At 43.6% G+C, this 20,845-nt stretch carries 12 protein-coding genes; 3 read left to right on the top strand and 9 right to left on the bottom strand.

Annotation, left to right across the window (positions count from 1 at the left end; all coding sequences use genetic code 11):
• Positions 1–41 precede the first annotated feature (41 nt).
• Together xylB and xylA are read right to left on the bottom strand one after the other, a co-directional pair.
• Positions 42–1,538: a xylulokinase gene (gene xylB / locus AC0VYE_RS27355; protein WP_475443715.1), complete on the bottom strand. Its 1,497-nt coding sequence runs from the start codon at positions 1,536–1,538 to the stop codon at positions 42–44.
• Between the two features lie 19 nt (positions 1,539–1,557).
• Complete coding sequence (gene xylA, locus AC0VYE_RS27360; protein ID WP_076268964.1) at positions 1,558–2,871, bottom strand: xylose isomerase; 1,314 nt, start codon at positions 2,869–2,871, stop codon at positions 1,558–1,560.
• 231 nt (positions 2,872–3,102) lie between these two features.
• Here xylA and AC0VYE_RS27365 point away from each other — a divergent pair, with 231 nt between their 5' ends.
• Positions 3,103–4,269: an ROK family transcriptional regulator gene (locus AC0VYE_RS27365; protein ID WP_076268965.1), complete on the top strand. Its 1,167-nt coding sequence runs from the start codon at positions 3,103–3,105 to the stop codon at positions 4,267–4,269.
• Between the two features lie 599 nt (positions 4,270–4,868).
• The gene (locus AC0VYE_RS27370; protein ID WP_475443718.1) at positions 4,869–6,617 is read left to right on the top strand and encodes a glycoside hydrolase family 2 protein; all 1,749 of its coding nucleotides are present in this window, start codon (positions 4,869–4,871) and stop codon (positions 6,615–6,617) included.
• A 97-nt stretch (positions 6,618–6,714) separates the two neighbouring features.
• Here AC0VYE_RS27370 and AC0VYE_RS27375 read toward each other — a convergent pair whose 3' ends face one another.
• The 7 genes from AC0VYE_RS27375 to AC0VYE_RS27405 all read right to left on the bottom strand — a co-directional run bounded on the left by AC0VYE_RS27375 (position 6,715) and on the right by AC0VYE_RS27405 (position 20,207).
• Positions 6,715–13,044, bottom strand: coding sequence for an Athe_2463 domain-containing protein (locus AC0VYE_RS27375; protein WP_475443720.1), 6,330 nt, complete (start codon positions 13,042–13,044; stop codon positions 6,715–6,717).
• 245 nt (positions 13,045–13,289) lie between these two features.
• Positions 13,290–14,276, bottom strand: coding sequence for an S-layer homology domain-containing protein (locus AC0VYE_RS27380; RefSeq protein ID WP_475443722.1), 987 nt, complete (start codon positions 14,274–14,276; stop codon positions 13,290–13,292).
• 368 nt (positions 14,277–14,644) lie between these two features.
• Positions 14,645–14,821 (bottom strand): hypothetical protein, encoded by a 177-nt coding sequence (locus tag AC0VYE_RS27385; RefSeq protein WP_475443724.1) that lies wholly within the window; start codon positions 14,819–14,821, stop codon positions 14,645–14,647.
• A gap of 233 nt (positions 14,822–15,054) precedes the next feature.
• Positions 15,055–16,299 (bottom strand): MFS transporter, encoded by a 1,245-nt coding sequence (locus AC0VYE_RS27390; RefSeq protein ID WP_441886481.1) that lies wholly within the window; start codon positions 16,297–16,299, stop codon positions 15,055–15,057.
• Positions 16,300–16,333: 34 nt separating this feature from the next.
• Positions 16,334–17,695 (bottom strand): DUF2087 domain-containing protein, encoded by a 1,362-nt coding sequence (locus AC0VYE_RS27395; protein ID WP_475443727.1) that lies wholly within the window; start codon positions 17,693–17,695, stop codon positions 16,334–16,336.
• Positions 17,696–17,840: 145 nt separating this feature from the next.
• Positions 17,841–19,067, bottom strand: coding sequence for an MFS transporter (locus AC0VYE_RS27400; protein WP_475443729.1), 1,227 nt, complete (start codon positions 19,065–19,067; stop codon positions 17,841–17,843).
• Positions 19,068–19,109: 42 nt separating this feature from the next.
• The gene (locus AC0VYE_RS27405) at positions 19,110–20,207 is read right to left on the bottom strand and encodes a lactonase family protein (protein ID WP_475443731.1); all 1,098 of its coding nucleotides are present in this window, start codon (positions 20,205–20,207) and stop codon (positions 19,110–19,112) included.
• 167 nt (positions 20,208–20,374) lie between these two features.
• Here AC0VYE_RS27405 and AC0VYE_RS27410 point away from each other — a divergent pair, with 167 nt between their 5' ends.
• Positions 20,375–20,737, top strand: coding sequence for a LytTR family transcriptional regulator DNA-binding domain-containing protein (locus AC0VYE_RS27410; protein ID WP_076268974.1), 363 nt, complete (start codon positions 20,375–20,377; stop codon positions 20,735–20,737).
• Positions 20,738–20,845: the final 108 nt, after the last annotated feature.

Raw genomic sequence — 20,845 nt, forward strand, 5'->3', positions numbered from 1 at the left:
ACCCTCAAATCGAGGATAACAGTCCCTTCTATTGTGTACGACTAGCCGCGATAAGGCGCTAGCGCCTCATTTAAGCCTTTTGTTTGTTCATAAACCTGCTGGTACACTTTGAAAATGCCTGCATAAGCAGCAACCGCTTCAGGCTGCGGCGAATACGAATCTGCATGTTTAACGAATTTATTTGCACAGGACTCCAAGCTGTCGAACCAGCCTGCACCATATGCAGCTAGCATCGCAGCGCCTAAACCAGGTCCTTGCTCATTCTCTAACGCGACAACCTTAGCATCGAAAATATCAGCCTGCATTTGCAGCCATACTGGGTTCTGCGCGCCGCCGCCGATCGAAATGATCGTATCGACCGTCTTGCCGGCGCGTCTAAACATATCGACTGACTCATTGAGGGAGAAAGTAATGCCTTCCATCACCGCACGAGCAAAATGAATGCGTTCATGTGAGCCGTCAACACCGATAAAGCTTGCACGAATGAGCGGATCTGCATGTGGGGTGCGTTCGCCAACGAGATATGGCGTGAACACTAGTCCGCCAGCTCCCGGCTTCACTGCACCTACACCTTCGAGCAACTGATCAAAGGATTCATTCGGAGCGAATGTTTTCTTAAACCAGCTTAAGCTGTAGCCAGCAGCAAGTGTAACTCCCATTGCATAAAACGAGTCCTCTTTGCCGTGATTAAAGAAATGCACCTTGCCTGCAAAATCCTTTGTCTTGTCATTCTCATAAGAGAGAATAACGCCGGAAGTACCAATGCTGCAAAGCGTTAACCCTTCGGATAAAATACCTGAGCCAATCGCCCCGCATGCATTATCCGCTCCACCCGCGAACACCTTCGTTGTGTTTGGCAGCCCCGTGCTGTCAGCATACTGCGGCAGCAGCGTACCTACGAGATCATGCGACTCAACAAGCGGTGGACAAAATTGTGCCGGAATTCCAAACGCTTCAAGCACTTCTTCGCTCCATGCTTTGCCAGCCACATCAAGAAGAAGCGTTCCCGCCGCATCGGAGTAATCCATATGAAGCTCGCCTGTTAAGCGGTAGCGAAGATAATCCTTCGGCAGAAGGAACAGCTTTGCCTTGGCGAAGGCATCCGGCTCGTTCTCGCGAACCCATAAAATTTTTGGAAGCGTAAAGCCCTCCAAAGCTGGATTGCGAGTAATGCTAAGCAGCTTGTCTCCAAGCGTGCGTTCGATTTCACGGCATTGCCCCGTTGTACGCGTATCATTCCATAAGATAGCGTTGCGAACAGGGTTTCCTTCACCGTCCAGCAGTACAAGTCCATGCATTTGGCCGGAGAAGCTAATCCCTTCAATTGACTGGGCATCGATGCCTGCTGTTGATGTCAATTCACGCAAAGCCTCAACTGTACCTTCTACCCAATCATCTGCCCGCTGTTCGCTCCACCCGGAGTAAGCATGAAACAGCGGGTAGCTGCGGGAGACTTCCCCAGCTACCGTGCCATCACGGTCAACAAGCAGCACTTTAACGGCGCTCGTTCCTAAATCTATACCGATTACATAGCTCATTTGTCAGAGTCCTCCCGACTTAAACGCTGAAAATAACTTCGCTCAAGATAAGGCGGATTCGTTCTTGACGTCCGGACTCATTTTTAATTGGATTGTTTTGAAGCGCATATTGCTCAAGTGAAGCAAGCGTTGCTTTGCCGGAAACGATATCCGCGCCGATGCCCTCTTTAAAGCTGCGGTAACGGTTGTCAACGATGTTGTCGAGAATTTTCTCTTCCGTCAATTTGGCAGCTGCTTTCAAGCCCCAAGCGAAGCTGTCCATACCAGCGATGTGAGCAAGGAACAGATCATCCGTTTCGAATGATGCACGGCGAACCTTCGCATCGAAGTTAACGCCGCCGCGGCCAATGCCGCCAGCTTTCAATACTTCAAACATCGTTAGTGTAGTTGAATATAGATCAGTTGGGAATTCATCTGTATCCCAGCCAAGAAGCAGGTCGCCTTGGTTCGCATCAAGCGATCCAAGCATGCCGTTAATTGCTGCCGTACGAATCTCGTGCTCGAACGTATGGCCAGCAAGCGTAGCATGGTTCGCTTCAAGGTTAAGTTTGAAATGATCCTTCAAGCCGTATTTTTGCAGGAATGAAATCGTTGTTGCTGCGTCATAGTCGTACTGATGCTTAGTAGGCTCTTTTGGTTTCGGCTCGATCAGGAATTGTGCGTCGAAGCCAATTTCCTTCGCGTAAGCGATTGCCATATGATACAAGCGTGCTAGGTTATCAAGCTCAAAGCCCATGTCCGTGTTAAGAAGTGTTTCGTAACCTTCGCGGCCGCCCCAGAAAACATAGTTTTCCGCTCCAAGCTCTTTACCCACTTCAAGACCTTTTTTCAGCTGCGCACCAGCATAAGCATAAACGTCCGCATTGCAAGTTGTGCCAGCGCCATGAACAAAGCGCGGATTCGTGAACATATTAACAGTGTTCCAAAGCAGCTTTTTACCGGAGGATTTCATGTTGTCCTTCAATAAAGCTACGATGACATCAAGATTTTTGTTCGTTTCTTGCAGCGTTTCGCCTTCAGGTGCAATGTCCACATCGTGGAATGCAAAGAAAGGAATATTCAATTTAGTCATGAATTCAAAGTTAGCTTCAACACGCGCTTTCGAGCGGTCAAGGCCTGTATATTGATCCCAGCCGCGAACCATAGTAGCTGATCCGAATGGGTCCGAACCATTCGCATTAAATGTATGCCAGTAAGCAACTGCGAAGCGAAGATGCTCTTCCATCGTTTTGCCCATAATAACTTGGTTTGGATCGTAATGTTTGAATGCAAGCGGATTGTCTGAGCCCTTACCTTCAAATTGGATTGTGTTAATATTTTTAAAATAAGTCATCGTAATCAAAATCCTCCTTCATGGATTAGAAGTTTATGATAGTGCTTACATAAAGAATAACATGCCTCTACTTAGTTTGTCTATTAAACAAACTAAGTTTTTGTGTTAAAATAAATGCAGTACTTATTTGGCTTAGATGTCTCAAAATCCACATCCCCATCTAGTAGGCTCTAGATTAAGCTTTTCATGATACAATAATAAATATTTTTATTTGGACGGAGGCATTCTTTTTTGAAAAGGAAACCAACAGGCGACTTAGCGCTCATCAAAAAAATAAATACAGCCATCGTGCTTGAAGCGGTGCTTGGTTATGCCCCGCTCTCTCGAGCTCAAATATCGGAGTTCACGGGATTAAATAAGGCAACCGTTTCCAGTCTCGTTCAGGATTTGATCGACACCCATCTCGTCGTTGAGAATGGTCCCGGGCTATCCAGCGGCGGGCGCAAACCTGTCATGCTGCTCTTTAATGGTACGGCCGGTTATGCTGTCGGCATCGATCTGGGTGTCAATTATATTCGCGGCCTGCTCGTAGACCTCGAAGGCAATGTGATTGCAGAGCAGCAGCGCAGTCTGAAGCAGCAGGATGCCGATCATGTAATTGGGCAGTTAATTTCATGTATTGAGCTGCTTATTAATGATGCGCCGGAGAGCTCATACGGAATTGTCGGAATCGGCGTCGGTGTACCAGGTATCGTGGATGACAATGGCACGATTCTTTTTGCCCCAAACTTAAAATGGCGACAAGTTGAGCTGCAGCAGCAGCTCGAAGAGCGTTTCAACCTTCCCGTTACGATAGACAATGAAGCGAATGCGGGCGCGCAAGGAGAGCAGAAATACGGGGCAGGACGAGGCATCGCCAACCAAATTTATGTCAGCGTCGGGATTGGTATTGGAACAGGCATTATTTTGAACAAGGAATTATATAAGGGCGCGTCAGGATTCTCAGGTGAGCTCGGCCATCTCTCGATTGAGTATGACGGCAAGCCTTGCAGCTGCGGCAATCGGGGCTGTTGGGAGCTATATGCTTCGGAGAACGCTTTGCTTGAGAGTACAGCATCGTTAGGCTTTGAGAGCTTGGAGGATCTGCTGCTTGCTGCAACAGCTGGAGATGAACGCGTTATCGCGCATATACGCTCGATTGGCGATTATTTAGGCGCAGGCATTGCTAATATCGTCAACGTATTTAATCCTGACGTTGTCATTATTGGCAACCGTATGAGCCGTGCTGCTCAGTGGCTGCAGCCAGCCGTACAAGCTGCCGTCGATCAGCGCACACTTTCGTATCATCGCGAACGTATGCGAATCTTGTTTGCAGAGCTTCAAGAGCAGTCTGCTGTGCGCGGCGCGGCATATTACGCGATTAGCACGTTTTTCACGAAGATTAAGAGCGGGCAGTAGCATCGTTATGCATTGCTAAACATTGCTAAACAAAAAGTTTTTTCTACAAGCTTGCAGCAGATCAACTCTGATGCAGGCTTTTATTAACAGGACTGCGTTAAAATAATATTCATCCGGCATGATCAGCTCCTTTTCCCCCTCTTTATTTCTCTTTTCACGATACCTCTTGGAAAATATGAAGTGCTCACATTTATGTTTAATACGGCTACCTAGGTTATTGTACGGCTGTAACTATGATTAGTATTTTTAATCAGTAATGTTACTCAGTAATGTTACTCAGTAGTATTGATCAGTATTATTATTCAGTATTTTTATTAAGTATTTTTATTAAGTATTTTTATTAAGTATTTTTATTAAGTATTTTTATTAAGTATTTTTATTAAGTATTTTTATTAAGTTTCGTTAATCAGTTAATAGTATCGATTTAATACCATCTTCTTTTAGATTGGTGTTTTAAATAGATTTTGTAATTAATTTATAAGTTAATTACAAAAGATTAAAATTAATTATTTATTGACAATTCGGTCAAATATTCATTAAAATCAATAATATAAGAACTTATTATTAACTTTTAAATTAATATAATGGAGGAATAAAAAATGGAACAGCAGCTAATCCCTCGCCCTGAATACCCAAGACCCCAGTTCACTCGAAATTCATGGCTCAATTTAAATGGTGAATGGCAATTCGAAATGGACCCTGGAAAAAGCGGTATCTCGCGCGGATTAAACCAAGACGAGCAAAAGCTAACTCAACGCATCATCGTCCCCTTTTGTCCAGAAAGCCGGCTGTCAGGCATTGGGCATACAGATTTCATTCCAGCCGTTTGGTACAAACGAAGCTTCAAGCTTCCTGACAACTGGAACGGCGGACATACATTAATGCATTTTGGAGCGGTAGACTATGAGGCTCAGGTGTGGGTTAATGGCAAACATGTAGGCAAGCATCGAGGCGGTTACAGCTCTTTCTCATTCAATATTACAGATGCCCTGCATCAAGGTGACAATGTGGTTACCGTATATGCCGAGGATGATACTCGCTCTGGCTTACAGCCACGCGGCAAGCAGAGCGGTACCTACCATTCACAAGGCTGCGACTATACCCGCACGACTGGCATATGGCAAACGGTTTGGCTTGAGCATGTGTCGGAAACATATATAGAATCCTGCCGTTTCGTTCCAGACCCGGAGAACAGCTGCCTGCACGTAACTGCCAAGCTGTCTGGAAACACAAAAGATGTAGAGTTCCGCTGTAATGCGCTGCTCGATGGCCTGTTGGTAGGAAAACAAACGGCAAACGCCGGCTCGATGTCCGTTTCATTAACGCTGCCCCTCTCCCAAATCAAATTATGGAACACCGATTCACCTGTTCTTTATGATCTGGAGCTTGAACTCATTCGTGATGGCGAAGTATTGGACTCAGCATCTTCATATTTCGGTTTGCGTTCCATTCAATTGGATGGCAAGGCGTTCCGTATTAATGGCAAATCCGTATTCCAACGGCTCGTTCTTGATCAAGGCTTTTATCCTGAAGGCATTTATACAGCACCTACTGACGATGATCTAAAACAAGATATTGAAATGTCACTCGCACTTGGTTTCAACGGTGCAAGATTGCATGAGAAAATGTTCGAGCCTAGATTCCTATATTGGGCAGATAAGCTTGGATATTTGGTATGGGGAGAGCATGCTAACTGGGGTCTCGATATATCAACAGCTGCCAGCCTTGCTCAATTTCTACCGGAATGGATTGAGGGTGTGGAACGAGACTTCAACCATCCAAGCTTGATCGGATGGTGCCCATTTAATGAAACTTGGGACTCATCACGCGGCACTCGTCAAGATAATGACGTACTTCGCGTCGTTTATGAGACGACTAAAGCTATTGATCCAACGCGTCCGGTCATCGATACAAGCGGCAACTTCCATGTTGTAACGGACATTTTTGACGTCCACGATTATGATCAGAATCCTGTTACATTCAGGGAACGTTATCAGCCGTTTGCCGAGAAAGGCGAGGCGTGGGTATCCTTCCCCGACAGACAAAGCTATAACGGCCAACCTTATTTCGTCAGTGAGTATGGCGGAATTTGGTGGAATCCTAATCAGTCCGACGAGAAAAGCTGGGGCTACGGGGATCGTCCACAAAGCGTCGAGCAATTTATTGAAAGATATGACGGCTTGACCAGTACTCTTCTTGAGAATCCTAATATGTTCGGGTTCTGTTATACACAGCTTTATGACGTGGAACAAGAAGTGAATGGGCTTTATACTTACGATCGACAACCGAAGTTTGATGTTGAACGAATTAAAGCGATCAACAGCAAAAAAGCCGCTATCGAGGATTAGTGCTCATTAATCTCAAACAAAAAACAGGCATGCTGCGATGGCAGCATGCCTGTTTTTATAGCTTTTCTACTTACAAATGACCTAGTAACCCGCTCCACTATTGAACGCGATGTACGCCAACAATATCTAATGTTTGCCCATCTATCGTTATGTCTACTGACTTCGTTTTCACTGTGCCATTATTGTAGTAAGCAGAAAATGTGAATGTTAAGGTGCCTTTAGCAAGCTTTGTGAATGAGGCATCCCAAAGCTCACCCTGCCAGCTGGTTTGCCCTGTGTTTAACGCAGTTAGAGACGTTTCGTAATTACGCATATGCACCTCTACCCGATCCGCTTTTGTAGCCGTACCTGTAAGGGTTGTATCTGCCTCCAGTATAAATTTCTCTCCTGCCCAAAATACCGAATAACCGCGCGGCGAATTCTCATCTCCTGAATGTTTTAAATTAAAAGCCTTACGATGCTTATCCCATAGCTCCGTATGTCGTACATAACCATTGACTTGAAGCGGCAGCACCTGCAGCGTTTTGGTCACGCTAACCGGCTCAGCTATACCGTCGCTAACCGTGAGCTTCATACTCCAAAGTCCGACCGTTGTTAACCTTAGTGAAGGCCCTTTTACCGGATAGTTTGGACCATTAACGGTATAGTAATAGCTGCTCTTCACACCAAGCGGACTTGTCAGCTCATAAGCAATCGTAAGCGTATTGCCATCAGCATCTGTCACATTGGATAGAAAAGTTGTCATATCTCCTTCATATACAGGTTTGGGCGTCCAATCAAAGTCAGCCGTCGGAGGTCGATTGGTAACGAAATAAATATATTCATAATGCCCTTCATTGCCGGCAACGTCATAATCGATTACGGTAAGACGATATGCTTGTCCAGAAATCAACCCAGCAACTTTGTATGATTGCTTAGAAAGTGCTAAAGGAATGCTGTATTCCGTTTTACCGTCACCATTTAAATCAATATTCGTCACACTGCCGTCCGCGTTCACTTTTTGCAAATAGAAGGTGCGAGCAGCATGTCCCGAGGAAGGCTCGGCATCATAGAAGGTATTGAACTGAACCGTTACGGCCGTAGGTTCAACAGTAAGCTGTTCTTTCACATCTGCAGGTTTAACCGTATCGACAAAGAAAAACCCGTTGCTTGAATACGGTCCCCATAAAAAGCTGTCATTCGCTCTCGCTCTCCAGTAATGCAGCCCCTCAGCTAATACAGGTGTTGTGTAATTAGCAGCAGCCAAAGCAGAGTTCGTGTCCACTACCATAACACCGCTCGATGCTTTGAACACCTCATAGTCTATCGCTTTAATGGGGTGGTTCTCTGGATCAATCGTAAACGCGTGCAGCTGTGGACGATTTGAGTTTGTATAAATAGGATTATTGGCATCAAGCCCGTTAAATGAAAGTAAATAGGTTTGCGGCGGGAGATCCAGCACAAAATATTTAATATTACTTAAATTTGACCATACCCCAGCTGAGTAAACCTGCCCTTGCACCTTAACGACGCGACCTGGAACGATGCTTTCCGCAAGCATAGGATACGTAAGTGCATTTCCTTCATGCTCAATATACAAGGCCGTTTCATTGTTATCGACATAGGTTAGTGTTAAACGATAACTTTCTTGCGGATCATTCTCCTTATCATAATACGTCCATCGAATCGTCGGTTCTTTTATCAGCACTGTTGGTGTTGTTTGAGTTGTTCCAGCTGGAACCGTAATGGTCATAACAGGCTTCGTTTGGTTAACTGGCGGTATTCCGTCCTTATAGACTATCGATTGCCCCCAATAAGACCATGCTCCGTGTATATCTCGAACTTGCTCCTGTACAATCAGCTCCACTCCAGGGCGATTATAGTACTCTCGTTTCCCGACTGTCCATGTGCTTTGATCAGCCCACCGTGTACGGAATAACTTGTCTGATAAAATATGAGCAATATCAGGATCATAAGAGGTATCAAAGGTTTCATAATCCAGTGCTTCACCTTCTGCAAAAACTTTGCCTGTAAACCTAACATCAGGCTGTGCGACCGGTCGTCGATGCACATAGAGCAGCTTTTTCACTGGCTCTGACCATTTGCTATAAGCAGAAAGACCAGGATTGTCTTTAGCACGAAAGGTGATTTCATATACCCCAGGCTTCTCTAGCGCGTTTATAGTTGATCCATACGTTTTTCCGCTATAAATGCTCAATCCTTCTGGATTTTCAAAAAAGTTTGGATTATGGCTGTAGCTCCACTCTTCTGCTCCCATTGGGTCTTTTTCAACGTCATTGAACAGTTTCTCATAAGAGATCGGATCATTGACGAGAACAGAATCATAGGTTTGTTCGATGTAAGTGTCACCATAGTTCGTTTTCTTTACATTAGAGAATACAGCGTTGGATTGCCCAAGTGACATTAATCCCGCGTAGCCTCTTGTATACGTACCATCGGCAACCTCCAGTACTTTTGCATAATTCACGTATACGCGCTGAATGCCATTAACCGATTCTACTTTAATCGGATACGTGTTAAACGCAGTCCGTGTCATAGGTGCAGATTTCAATAATCTTTTCGCACCATTGACTACACGGAATAGCGACAGGGTGTTCTTGCTCCACTCCATTGCATACATATTCTTTTCATTCTGAATCTGAAAAGCAGCTCCGATAACCTTGTCGTTTCTTATATCACTTACATTTACATGAAATTCTAAAGCATAGTTTTTCATAGAGCTTCCTGCATCATAGAGCAGTCCGCCCCAATCGTCGCTCGTAATTTCAACGGTATTTGCATCTATTTCCTTTAATGTTCCATTTGCGTTAGCTGAAACAAACGGCATGACATTTTTATCGTAAAAAACATAAATGGAGCCATCCGGTAAAATAGGTGTTGATGTTCCTGATTGCTTCTGATTATTTCCTGGTTCTGGTCCGGAATATGGTGTCTGGGCAATGACACTATTGGTTGTTGCGTTATACAACGTGGCCCATATTTTTTTAGGTGCATCGGCATCACCCCAAGAGCTTCCCACACCCATAAACACTGGATAAATAATCTGATCGTATTGATTGATAAATATTTTACCAAGGTTTGCACCATAATCTACACCTTGAAAACTGCCGTGTTGGTCTCCATAGTAATTAAAAAATGCATTATACGATTCGTGCGTTCTGCCTTGGGAATACGTCAATAAATTGGAAAATACGATTGGATTTGCATTGGGTGCTACATCTGAATAACCTAATGGATGTGAACTTTCGTAACTGACAACCCTTCTTCCAAAAGCACTCTTAAATATTTCTTCACCGTAATAGTTAGTACCGCTCTCAATTGCCTCAAACATAGTAGTACCTGTTTTACTGCTACCCATGGACACATAATTTACATATACATATCTTTTTGAATCTGATATGGAAGCCGCAGATAGTCCAATTGCACCCCCTACAGTAACGGTACGAGCTACACCATTTTTTTTCACTTGTACAACGAGACCTCTCACTCCTCCTAATCCAGAAGAATAGCGATCTTCAAAATTATACGTAAAGTACGCATCTCCGTTATCATCTTCGGTCAAGTTGATGTTTGTAATAAATCCACGATCCAAGTTCTCTCCTGGTGCTTCCCACACTAAGCTTTTCGTTTTTAAGGAGTATTTGAAAATTCGCAATTGATTATTGTAATTATAATTATATTGCTCTGGTACATCATACGAGAATTTACTAGCTACATACATATACTCACCATTAGATGATATTTGAACAAGAGCCGGTCCAATTCCGCTGCCTAGTCCGCTAGGTGATGTTAAACTAGATTGCAAATGAATGGAATCAAGATATACACCATTTTTATCGTACCTGGCAATGACCACTAAATACGGGTTGGCTGCATTTTGACTTCTATCTGCAAAGTAAAATGTTTCATCTCCGTCAATTTCCATAAGTGTGAAGCCACCTGGGGTATCAAAATTAACCGTCCTCAAAAGCTCACCTGTAATTGAATTACGTTCATAAAAAGTATAGGGATAGTTAGGCAAGCTATAATTTTGATTATAAGAATATAGACGGTTTCCACCGAAAACCTTGTTAAATAATATTTCATTAACCGGCACAGTCCAAGTGGGTTTAGCAACAATATCAGCAGCAAGCTGATATTTGGTTCGCGAGTTCGCTCCATTTCCTGAGTTCGGGTATCCAACAGAAAAGTTTGCGTATACTCCATTTTTTGTCGATAGTGTAGTAGCATCCGCTTTCCATGCCGCTATTTGAGCATTTCCGCCTTTGTATGGCGTCTTAGCCGTCCATGAACGGAAAATTGATTGTGTTGAGTAGTTCGTAACTGGTGGGCCGCTGTCTTCTCCCTGTCCTGGCTGCTGTGTAGTTCCAAACACGTTGAAGTTTGCAGACGGCGCGTAGTTCAGAATATCAGTAGTGGCAATGCCCGAATTGCCTTTTAACCCATAGTCTTCTGTCACGGTAGCACGATATTGCCTCTTCCCAACTTTGGAGTAATTGAGCGAATGTGTTGTCTTAAAAACTCCATCATATAAGGGTTTCCACGCTTCTTCCTCAAAGTTTTCATCACCATCTTGGTCATATCGCTCTTCGAGAAAAAGATGATTTAGAATATCGCCGTCAGGACTCTCAGCATCGATATAAAGCATGAATCCGTTACCTCGATATGATTCTTCAGGTGCTATCACTTCAACTGTAGGTGGTGCATCAGGTATAACCTCCATAATCAAATCATCCCAATCACTAACTCTTCCAGTCGTGTCATAAACCTTTCCTTCGATACGATATTCGCCTAAATTAGCAGGCGTTACGGTGAACCAACCATTTGTATAGGCTGCATCCCCTACTTTTTTATAGCGCATCTCCGACTTGCTAAAATCTATTTTTTCGCCTCTATCCTCTAATGGTGTATACGAGTTTAAAAGATTGTAAGGCCGCTCTAACGGTCTTCCTTGTATTACACGCGTTATTCCCGATACAATGGCTACTGGTTTGGGATCGACAACCCGAAGCAATGCAGTATCCTTTTGCGATCCGCCAAATTCATCGGTTACGGTAATTTCAGCCGTATAAAATCCAGGATTTGAATACGTTTTGTACAGAAACTCAAAGTCTGTATTATTGGGTAGTACAGCGCTCAAGTTGTTCGTAAATGTCCATGTATAGCCGTTCAATCCTTTTGACCGATTTATAAGCGAGGACTTTTCCCCTGCAATGATACTAGGGGGATCAAATTCTATATCCGCTTTCAAATCAGGCTTAGGTGTAGGTGTTGGCTCAGGAGTTGGCGTAGGGCTTGCGCTTGGATTAGGCGTTGCTTTATTTGCCACGTTTATTATCAGCTGCGCCCATTCCGAAACTTTTTTTGCGCTATTGGTGACACGCAGCTCAATTAGGTATTTCCCTTCAGCAGCAAAATCTTTTTCTGTTGGTTTTGTCGCAACCGTTTTACCAGTTGGGTTTTTATATTTCCATTCTCGAATGGTGATTGATTCCTTGCCTGGCGAATAGGAGAGTTTGTCATCAAGCATCGGCTCTGTTGCCGGCTTCATGGTTATTTCGGGGGTTGTTCGATGGTCTCCCTCTTTATGAGAGATGATAGCTATTGGAGTAGTGGGTTCGTTCTTTTTATTGAATGCAATTTTAAAATCTTTGGTGTTGTTATTTTCGTTTGATTCGATGACTGCTTCACCAAAGTCAGTCTTCGCTGTGAAGGTCTTAAATCCGCTTGTTGTAGAGGATACATTGACGGTAACTGTTTTGGTTTGTCCGGGAGGAAGATTTGAAATAACTTCTGATTTAATGGTAGTACCAACTATGCCGACTGTAAAAGCACCGCTATTTTCTATTCCTTGATTCTTAGTTGTTATCTTTATCGGTACCGAGTCTCCAACCCATGAATCAGCAGGACTAATTAATTCACTAATAATGAGGTCAGGCTGTTTCTTAACCTCTAGCTTGTTTAATGGTGGTATATAAAACATCTCGTACCACCAAGATCCGTCAGGTTGCCAAATATTCCACATTTGCACAATTCCAGGAGTGTAGCCTGTTGGTACTTGTTGGATAATCACATAGTCTTTAAGCGTATCTCCCGTCCATCCTTTATTTGTTCGTTTATTATAACTCTGAATAAATGTCGGAGATTCTTTATAGGGATCTATAATAGATTCTAACCATTTTTTCGCATCAGGATGGGATGTTAATAATGGAGTTGGGGTAATTTGCTTACTTTCTCCTACCGATGTATTCCAAGGTGTTTTCACCCAATTTTTAGCTACATTTAAGGTAGCTCTTGAATCACTACGAAATAGCCAGTTACGATAAAGATTTCCGTTAATATCCCAACCAAGGTAACGCCATTGTCCTTGATCAAACGTATTTCCCTCTGCTGTAGAGATGTGAAGAGGAGATCCGTATACAACCAACTTCCCACCCATACCGCACTTATTTGAAAGAAAGTTTCCGTTTAATGCTTTTTTTCCCTTTCCAGTTTCTATAGAAGTAGGAAGGTTGTACTGCTCAATTAGAATTATCGCCTCTGAATCATAAGATGATGGTAGAGGGCAATCTTGGCTACCTGCTGCTTCAACATTAAATGGGATAGAGGTTACTAATAGTAAAAATATCAAAGTCAATATTATATTTTTTCGTAGTTTCTTGTACAAGTACATCATTCTCCAATCCGGATCATTACTGTTTTGTTATCATTCCCCTTATAAACTTTAAAAGTGCGATTATCGTATTTAGACTCGAACACACTATTTGAATTAGTAGAATCTAAACCATTAACCTTGATATAGCTCGCATAAGCCTTTTCAAAAGATTTTGGATAATAATATTTTAATAATTCTTTAACAATGCTTTGGTTTTCAGACGTGGATTCTGAAATTATAATTGATGTTTTTTTTAATTCACTTACGTATTCAATGGCTAGTGTATTATCAAAATACTCATCTGATCCTTTTGAGTTAATCAATACAATTCCATTATGACCAAAAGTCGTATTCCCTTTAAAACCTGATAATGACTTAATCATTGTATTAAGTTGTTCTTTTGTCTTGGGATATGACGTAACTGGTGCTGGAGGATTCTTCACAGTCAGTGTATTAGTAATCATCACCACTGCCTCAGCACGAGTTGCATTCTTCTCCCCGCCCATCGAACCATCGGGATAACCCTTCATAATTTCAAGCTTCTTTGCCACAGCCAAATAACCCGAATTTACGCCTTCGGCATCTTTGCCTAGCGCACGGATCGTCATGCGCGCGATCTCTTCTCTCGTAATCATACGATTTGGTTCAAATGTATTTTCTGGATAGTCCCCAACCTTAATAATGGATTGCTTCAATCCTGTTGCAATGTATGAGCGGAACCAACCGGTATCATCAACAAAAGGAGTATCTGTATCTTCCACTTTCAACTTCATCGCCATCACAATCGACTTCAAAAACTCTGCGCGTGTCATGTTCGCATTTGGCTTAAATGTTTTTGCATCATAACCATTAATCCATCCTTGATTAACCGCCGTCGCAATTTCATCCTTTGCCCAATGCGTTTTTGTATCTGTAAAAGCAACCGTTGCCGCAGCTGTCTCCGTATTTATCAGAATCGTCACCAATAACGTAATTGCGAGCATGATTTGTCCTATTTTCCGCATATTTAACCACTCCATTTATTAGGATGATATAAATTCACCAACGATCTAAATAACATTTTTAACACATTTTTTTACAGCAGCTTCATAATCATTCTTCTTGCCTGTCTCTTTTCCCTTCTTTTCTTATCCCCTTTCCCTCCAATATTTCCCGTATTTCGACAGCATTCCTTCCCCCCATCAGCAGGCCACTCTCCCAAGAAACACCGCTGAAGCAACGCAAAAAAGCACGCCCCTCCCTCTACCGAGGGAATAAGCGTGCTTCGCTATCCTACATATCAACTACAGCAAATGTTACTTCACACCGGAGAATCTGTCAATATATAGGTTTAATCACTTTTATCGTTACTATTTTTTGATTTTATTATATTCTACTGCTTTTGATTCTTTTTATAATATTTCATAATAAAAGATACAATAACGAAAACCGATCCTAATAACCCGATATACATATAGTAATCAGGATTGTCCGTACTAATTAAGCCGCCGCCTCCAAAGATGACTGCTAGTGGAATCCCAAATACGAGCAATAGTCGATCCACCTTCATATACAGACCTCCCCCTACAAGTTCAAAAGATAAATTTAACGCTTTGAAATTCACATCATCTTTTATAGATTAACAATCAACTTACCAATCAACAACGAAAATAGATTTAGTGTTTTCCGAAATCTATTTTGCGCACGCACATTTTTGCTTTAACAAAAAAATACAGAGCATTGAGGTTTATTCCCCATCCATGCTCTGTATCCCTATTCATTATGAATAAACTTTCTCTCCAACTAAGAACTAGACTGAACAACAAGCGGTTTATGCTTGAACAACGGAACTAGGAGCAGCATTCCCAAAAACATAATCGATCCTGCGACGCAATAAATGCCGACGAGCGGAAACACCGTTTTGAGCTGTCCGGCAACAAGCGTCATAATAACCATCATCCCCATAAACATCGGGGTAAGCACGCCATTGACCCGTCCCGTATAGGACTCCTCTGAATATTGCAAAATCATTGTGCTAATACCGATCTGAATCATCGGGAAGCCTAAGCCGCTAATAAATTGCAGCACTAATGTAATGGGTATGCTTGTTGATAAGCCTACACCAATCATACAAAGCGAGCTCATCAATAGGCCGATTGCTAGCAGCTTTTGCGGAGCTACTTTTTTGGCTATAACCATGACAGCCCCGCCGCCAACCAGCATCGCTATCCCGTTAACCATCAGAATATATTGCAAAAATTCCTTAGGCTGACCGAGACGTTCAAGCACGATGAACAAGCCAAGCGTCTGGGCAATTCCTACCGCCGTACCCGCTAATGCAAACGTACCTCCAAGTGCTTTCAAGACTGGACTGCGCCATACATACTTGAATCCATCCTTGAACTCTTTCCAGAAATGTCTCTCCAATGCAGCGTCTGTTTTCTCCACTTCACGATCACGCGGAATTCTGAACAACACGACAGCGGACAGCAAGAACGCTACACCCATGACTCCAATGGAAACTTCGATGCCGAATTTTTGATACGATATGACACCAAGTGACGGACCAAGCACCATGAATATCGCCATAAGCGATTGGAACATCGCCATCGCCGATTGCAATTGCTCTGCCGGAATATGCTGCTTAAACAGCTTCATAGCAGAGGGCTGTGAAAATTGCGATAGGATTGCCGATACAAACGTTGCAAAATACACCATATGCCACGAACCGTAAAGCAATGTAATCAGTACAACAAACACAGATAACGCTGATAAAAAGTCACACCAAATCATCGTGAGCCGCGGCTTCCAGCGATCTGCAAACGTTCCTCCGATAAACGAGAATACGAAAATCGGTAAAAATTCCACGAAGCCCATCAAACTAATCGCAAACGGGTCCTCGTTCGTCTTGTCTGTCACATACATCAGAATAGCGAAGTTCCTTACCCAAATTCCAATTTGAAGCAATACGTTTGAAAATATAATCGTTTGAAAAAACTTGTTCCGAAGCAAACTTTCTCCCGCTCCTGTTACTTCTTTAGCAGACATTTCAATCAGCACTCTCCCTCAACCAAAAAATGATTTATTTCTCCACCTTCTCGGCTGGGCCATGATAACCCTTTTCACCATAAGGCTGCAGCTTTTGGGCCCATATCTCCTTTAAATCGTTGACTTCTCTGTTGTATTGTCGCACCATGTCAACGGGTTGACGGCCTTCCGGGTCCAATACGTCTTTATAATCATAACGAATCTTTTGTTCCAATTTAACGGTCTCTAGAACGAGAAAAGAAAAGTTTTCGCCGCCAAATTGCTTCCATTCCTTCTGCAGCGCCTTATTCGCATGACCATTCATATTCAGTACAAACTGTTCTTTTCCCCAAAGGGCATCTAAATTAGTGGAGCTTCCTAAATAAATTTTTCCGTTCACATTATTTTTGATCTGAAAAACACCCATCTGCCGCTCACGCTCTTGGTATTCAGCTGTCAGCTGCTTCCTCTTTGCCTTATCCATTTTTGGCTCACCCTTTCGTTCTTCCTCTTGCTCCTGCACTTTGGCCTGAGCTTTCTGTTTATCCGTTTTTCCTTGCTTGCCTTTAGCAGATTTCTTTGGGGCTGTCATTTGCTCAACCTGCTCGGTCGACCCACTCTGTTCAAGCTCATTTTTCTTAACTCCTGAACCCTTCACCCAATACACTTTGCCATCATCTTTACGATCCAAGTAGCCATAATCGATCAGATAGCGGCGCAGTGTTGCATAATCCTCTTCCCAAAAAGACATTAACCGCTCATTCACTTCTTTCTCGGTATAGCGGACTCCGCTTTTGAAATAAGAGGCGATATGACGCAGCACTGCTACTTTACGTTTCTCCTTGCGCGGAAATGAGGCGAGCGGACCTTCAGGACCATCCGGAAAATATTGCTTTAAAAGATCTGCGTATTCATCCTCTGTAATTGCATAACGTTCATCGATTTGTGTAGCCGTCCGATGTACAGGCACGAATCGCGGAGCCGCAGTGTTGCCATGATCCATCATTTCAATAATCGCGAGCAGCAGCTTTGCCTGCTTGGCCTTTTCCTTCAGCACGAAACGATGATTTCGAATGGTCGAAGCGCTGCCTATTCCAGTACGGCTCATCATTACGTTGTCAGTCAGCTGATCGGCAAAACCTTGAATAAGCTCCTTTTGCAAGTCGGTCAGACCCGTCTGCCGCTTATCCAGCTCAAGTAAATAATCAAGCATGGAGCCATGCTCCTGCTGCACATGATAGGCTGCATATTTACGCGCCTCATACCAGCGTCCAGACTGCTCATCCCGAAAAATCTCTCCGTCCTCAAAACGTTCTCCGCAAATAAGGCAATAATAAAATCCTTCGGCTTCCTCATATACATAACCCTGCTTCAATTCTTCTACCGATGCCGACCAAAAACGTTCTTCATCAACCATTTATCCAAACACCTCTCAATAACGTCTACTTATTTTATAAACATTATATAATTATGTTTGGTTTTTATCAAATAATTTTTCTAACAAAAAAAAGTCGCCTTAAGGAATTATCCTTAAAGCGACTATTCTGCCATTCCTATTCGAGTTAAACCATTTCTTTCCTATCCTTTGGCAGCATAAGCGCCAGCAAGCCCATCAGCGGCAACACGCTGCAAGCGACCATAACAAAGCTGAGTGAACGGGCATCCGCCAAATATCCGAGAACAACCGCACCAAGACCACCCATTCCAAAAGCAAGACCCGTTATAAGCCCTGAAGCCGTCCCTACCTTGCTCGGCATTAGCTCCTGCGCATACACGACGCTGACCGAGAAGCCGGATTGCAAAACAAAACCAAGCACTACGATTACTGGATATACCCAGGCTAGAGGCAGATGCGGCAGAATCAGAGCAAATGGTGCTGCACCTAGAATGGAAATCAGCATCATTTTTTTGCGTCCGATCCGATCCGCCAATATACCGCCAAGAAAGGTGCCGGCAACACCGGCTGCCATAAATAGAAATAATGGAATCTGTGCTTGCTTAATCGTCAGATGATAGGCTTCCACCACATAAAACTGATAAAAGTTGCCGATCGCTGCCGCATACCAGGATCGTGCAAATACGATCACGAACAAGATAGCAAGTGCAAACGCAACAACCTTGGGTGCAAGAGCGGGCTTCGCGCTGCCTGCCGCTTTGCGCTGCATGTTGCCATCATGTACAGCTAACTGCGTCTTATACCAAGGAACGACTTTCGTCAAAATAATAATGGCAGTAGCAGCAAGCAATGTCCCCCATATAGCGCCCTTCTGTCCAAACGGCAGGAAGATCAGCATCGTCATCAACGGACCGAGCATTTGACCAAAATTACCGCCAACCTGATAGATCGACTGGGAGAAAGCTCTGCGATTGCCTGCGGCCAAATGAACAACCCGAGAGCCCTCTGGATGGAACACGGCTGAGCCAAGCCCCACAAACACAACCGCGAGCAGCACCAAGTAGAAGTTCGGTGCGAAGGCTAAGCCAACCATCCCAAGCATGCTGGCACACATACCGACAAGAAGCATCCAAGGCGCAGGCCTCTTATCCGAGATCAAGCCCACAACAGGCTGCATAACGGATGAAGTCATATTGAGTGTAAAAGCAATCCAGCCGATTTGTGCCAAGCTTAACCGCAGAGATTGCTCCAATACGGGAAACAGCGCGGATACAACCGATTGCATCATATCATTCATGAGATGAACGGAGCTGATACAAATGAGAATCGAGTATACAGTAGCAGATTTTATCGCTTCTTTATTCAATGTTCTGGTGCCTTGCGGTGCAGACATGTTTAGCAGGACCTGCCTCTCTTATGGAAAAAACCTCGGAAGCTAAGCTATTGCAAACTTCATGCAAACAGGACTAGGCAGCTCAAGCTCCGAATCCAGCTTTGACAGCAGTCCGCTCTCCGCATCTACCGAGAATACAGCAATATTGCCTGTCTTCTGATTCGCAACGAGCAAATGATCGCCGCTTGGCGTAATGACGAAATTTCGCGGCGACTCTCCGCCGCAATCGATATGCTGAATAAGCGTGAGCTGTCCGTTTCCTTGATCCACTGCAAATACAGCAATACTATTATGACCACGGTTAGAGCTGTACAAATAACGTCCCGAAACTCCTAAATGAATATCCGCTGAATCGTTATATCCATTGTAGTCCGCTGGCAAAGCTGATATCACCTGGTTTGCTGTTAATGCGCCCAGTTCCGCATCCACATCAAATTGTGTAATCGTCGAATCCAGCTCATTCATCACGTAGCCTGTTTTTAAATGAGGATGGAAAATCAAGTGACGTGGACCAGCACCGCGATGAACCTTGCTAATCCCATGAGGAATAAGCGAGCGCCGTTCCTCATCAAAGCGATAAATAACGATCGCATCGATACCCAAATCAACTGCACATACATAAGAAGAACCAAACGGAATGATGCAATGGGCATGCGGTGCATCCTGCCTTGCTGCGTTTGGACCGAGCTCACCGGCATTTTGCTGAACAGATGTTGCCTCCTCCAGCCCGCCATCAGCCTTAATCGGTAATAATGCAACGTTTCCACCTGTATAATTGGCAGCTAAGAGCACCTGCCCCGCTTTGTCGGTGCTGATGTAGCAAGGATGAGCGCCATATGTAAGCAGGCGGTTGCCTGTAGGCTTCAGCAAGCCCGTTGCTTTATCAATCTCAAATGAAGCGACTGAACCGCCGCTGGCATCACCAGTTACTTCAGTTTCACTAGCTGCATATAAGCTGCCGCCACTTAGATTTAAAGTCAAATAAGAAGCGTTTTCGAGCCCGCTAAGACGCTGCAATATCGTTAACTCACCTGTCGTGTCGTCGAACGTACATACATGAATCGTTGATTCCTCTGCTGTTCCATATGAACCGATATAAAGGATGCTGCTGGATGTCGATAATCCATTTTGATTGCTCATTTTATACCCTACCTCTCTGACTTTTTGGCTTTACAGTGACCATAGCATAAGCGGCTTCATCAAACAATGTCTTTTTTTTATAAAAGACTTCACAAATACTATTGTGACATGTTACAATGTAAGCGCTAACAAATTCAGCGATTCACATTTCTAAAGGGGGAATTGAGATGATGAATGTTGTAATGAGCGAACGGAATGTGTATGAGGATTTCGAGTTGGAGACAGACGTGCTCTATTTCAAGCTCGGTATGCAAGGACTCGTAAGCTTCCATGGCAGAAACTATAATATAAAGAGACGAATGACTGCCGAACAGATTAGCCAGTTGACTAACGAACGCAGCTTCTATCAAGTCAGCTCTAATTGCTACATCAATATCGGAAAAATCAAGACGATTGATGCTGGTACGATTTATTTTGACTCCGAAATAACAGACTCTAAGCAAGTAACCGTAAATCGCCGCAAGCAGTTCGTCATCCAACAGCTGTTTTCACAGCGTGCTTCAAGCAAAGAATATCGGATAACAAAATAGTTGTACATACAACCGCCCCATTTTCCGCTATTATCGGAATAGGGCGGTTGTTTGTTGTCTACTGTCCTGCTATTCTAAAGTTGAATATTATTATATTTTTCGCACAAA

It is taken from the genome of Pristimantibacillus sp. Z349TD_6 (assembly GCF_056173205.1).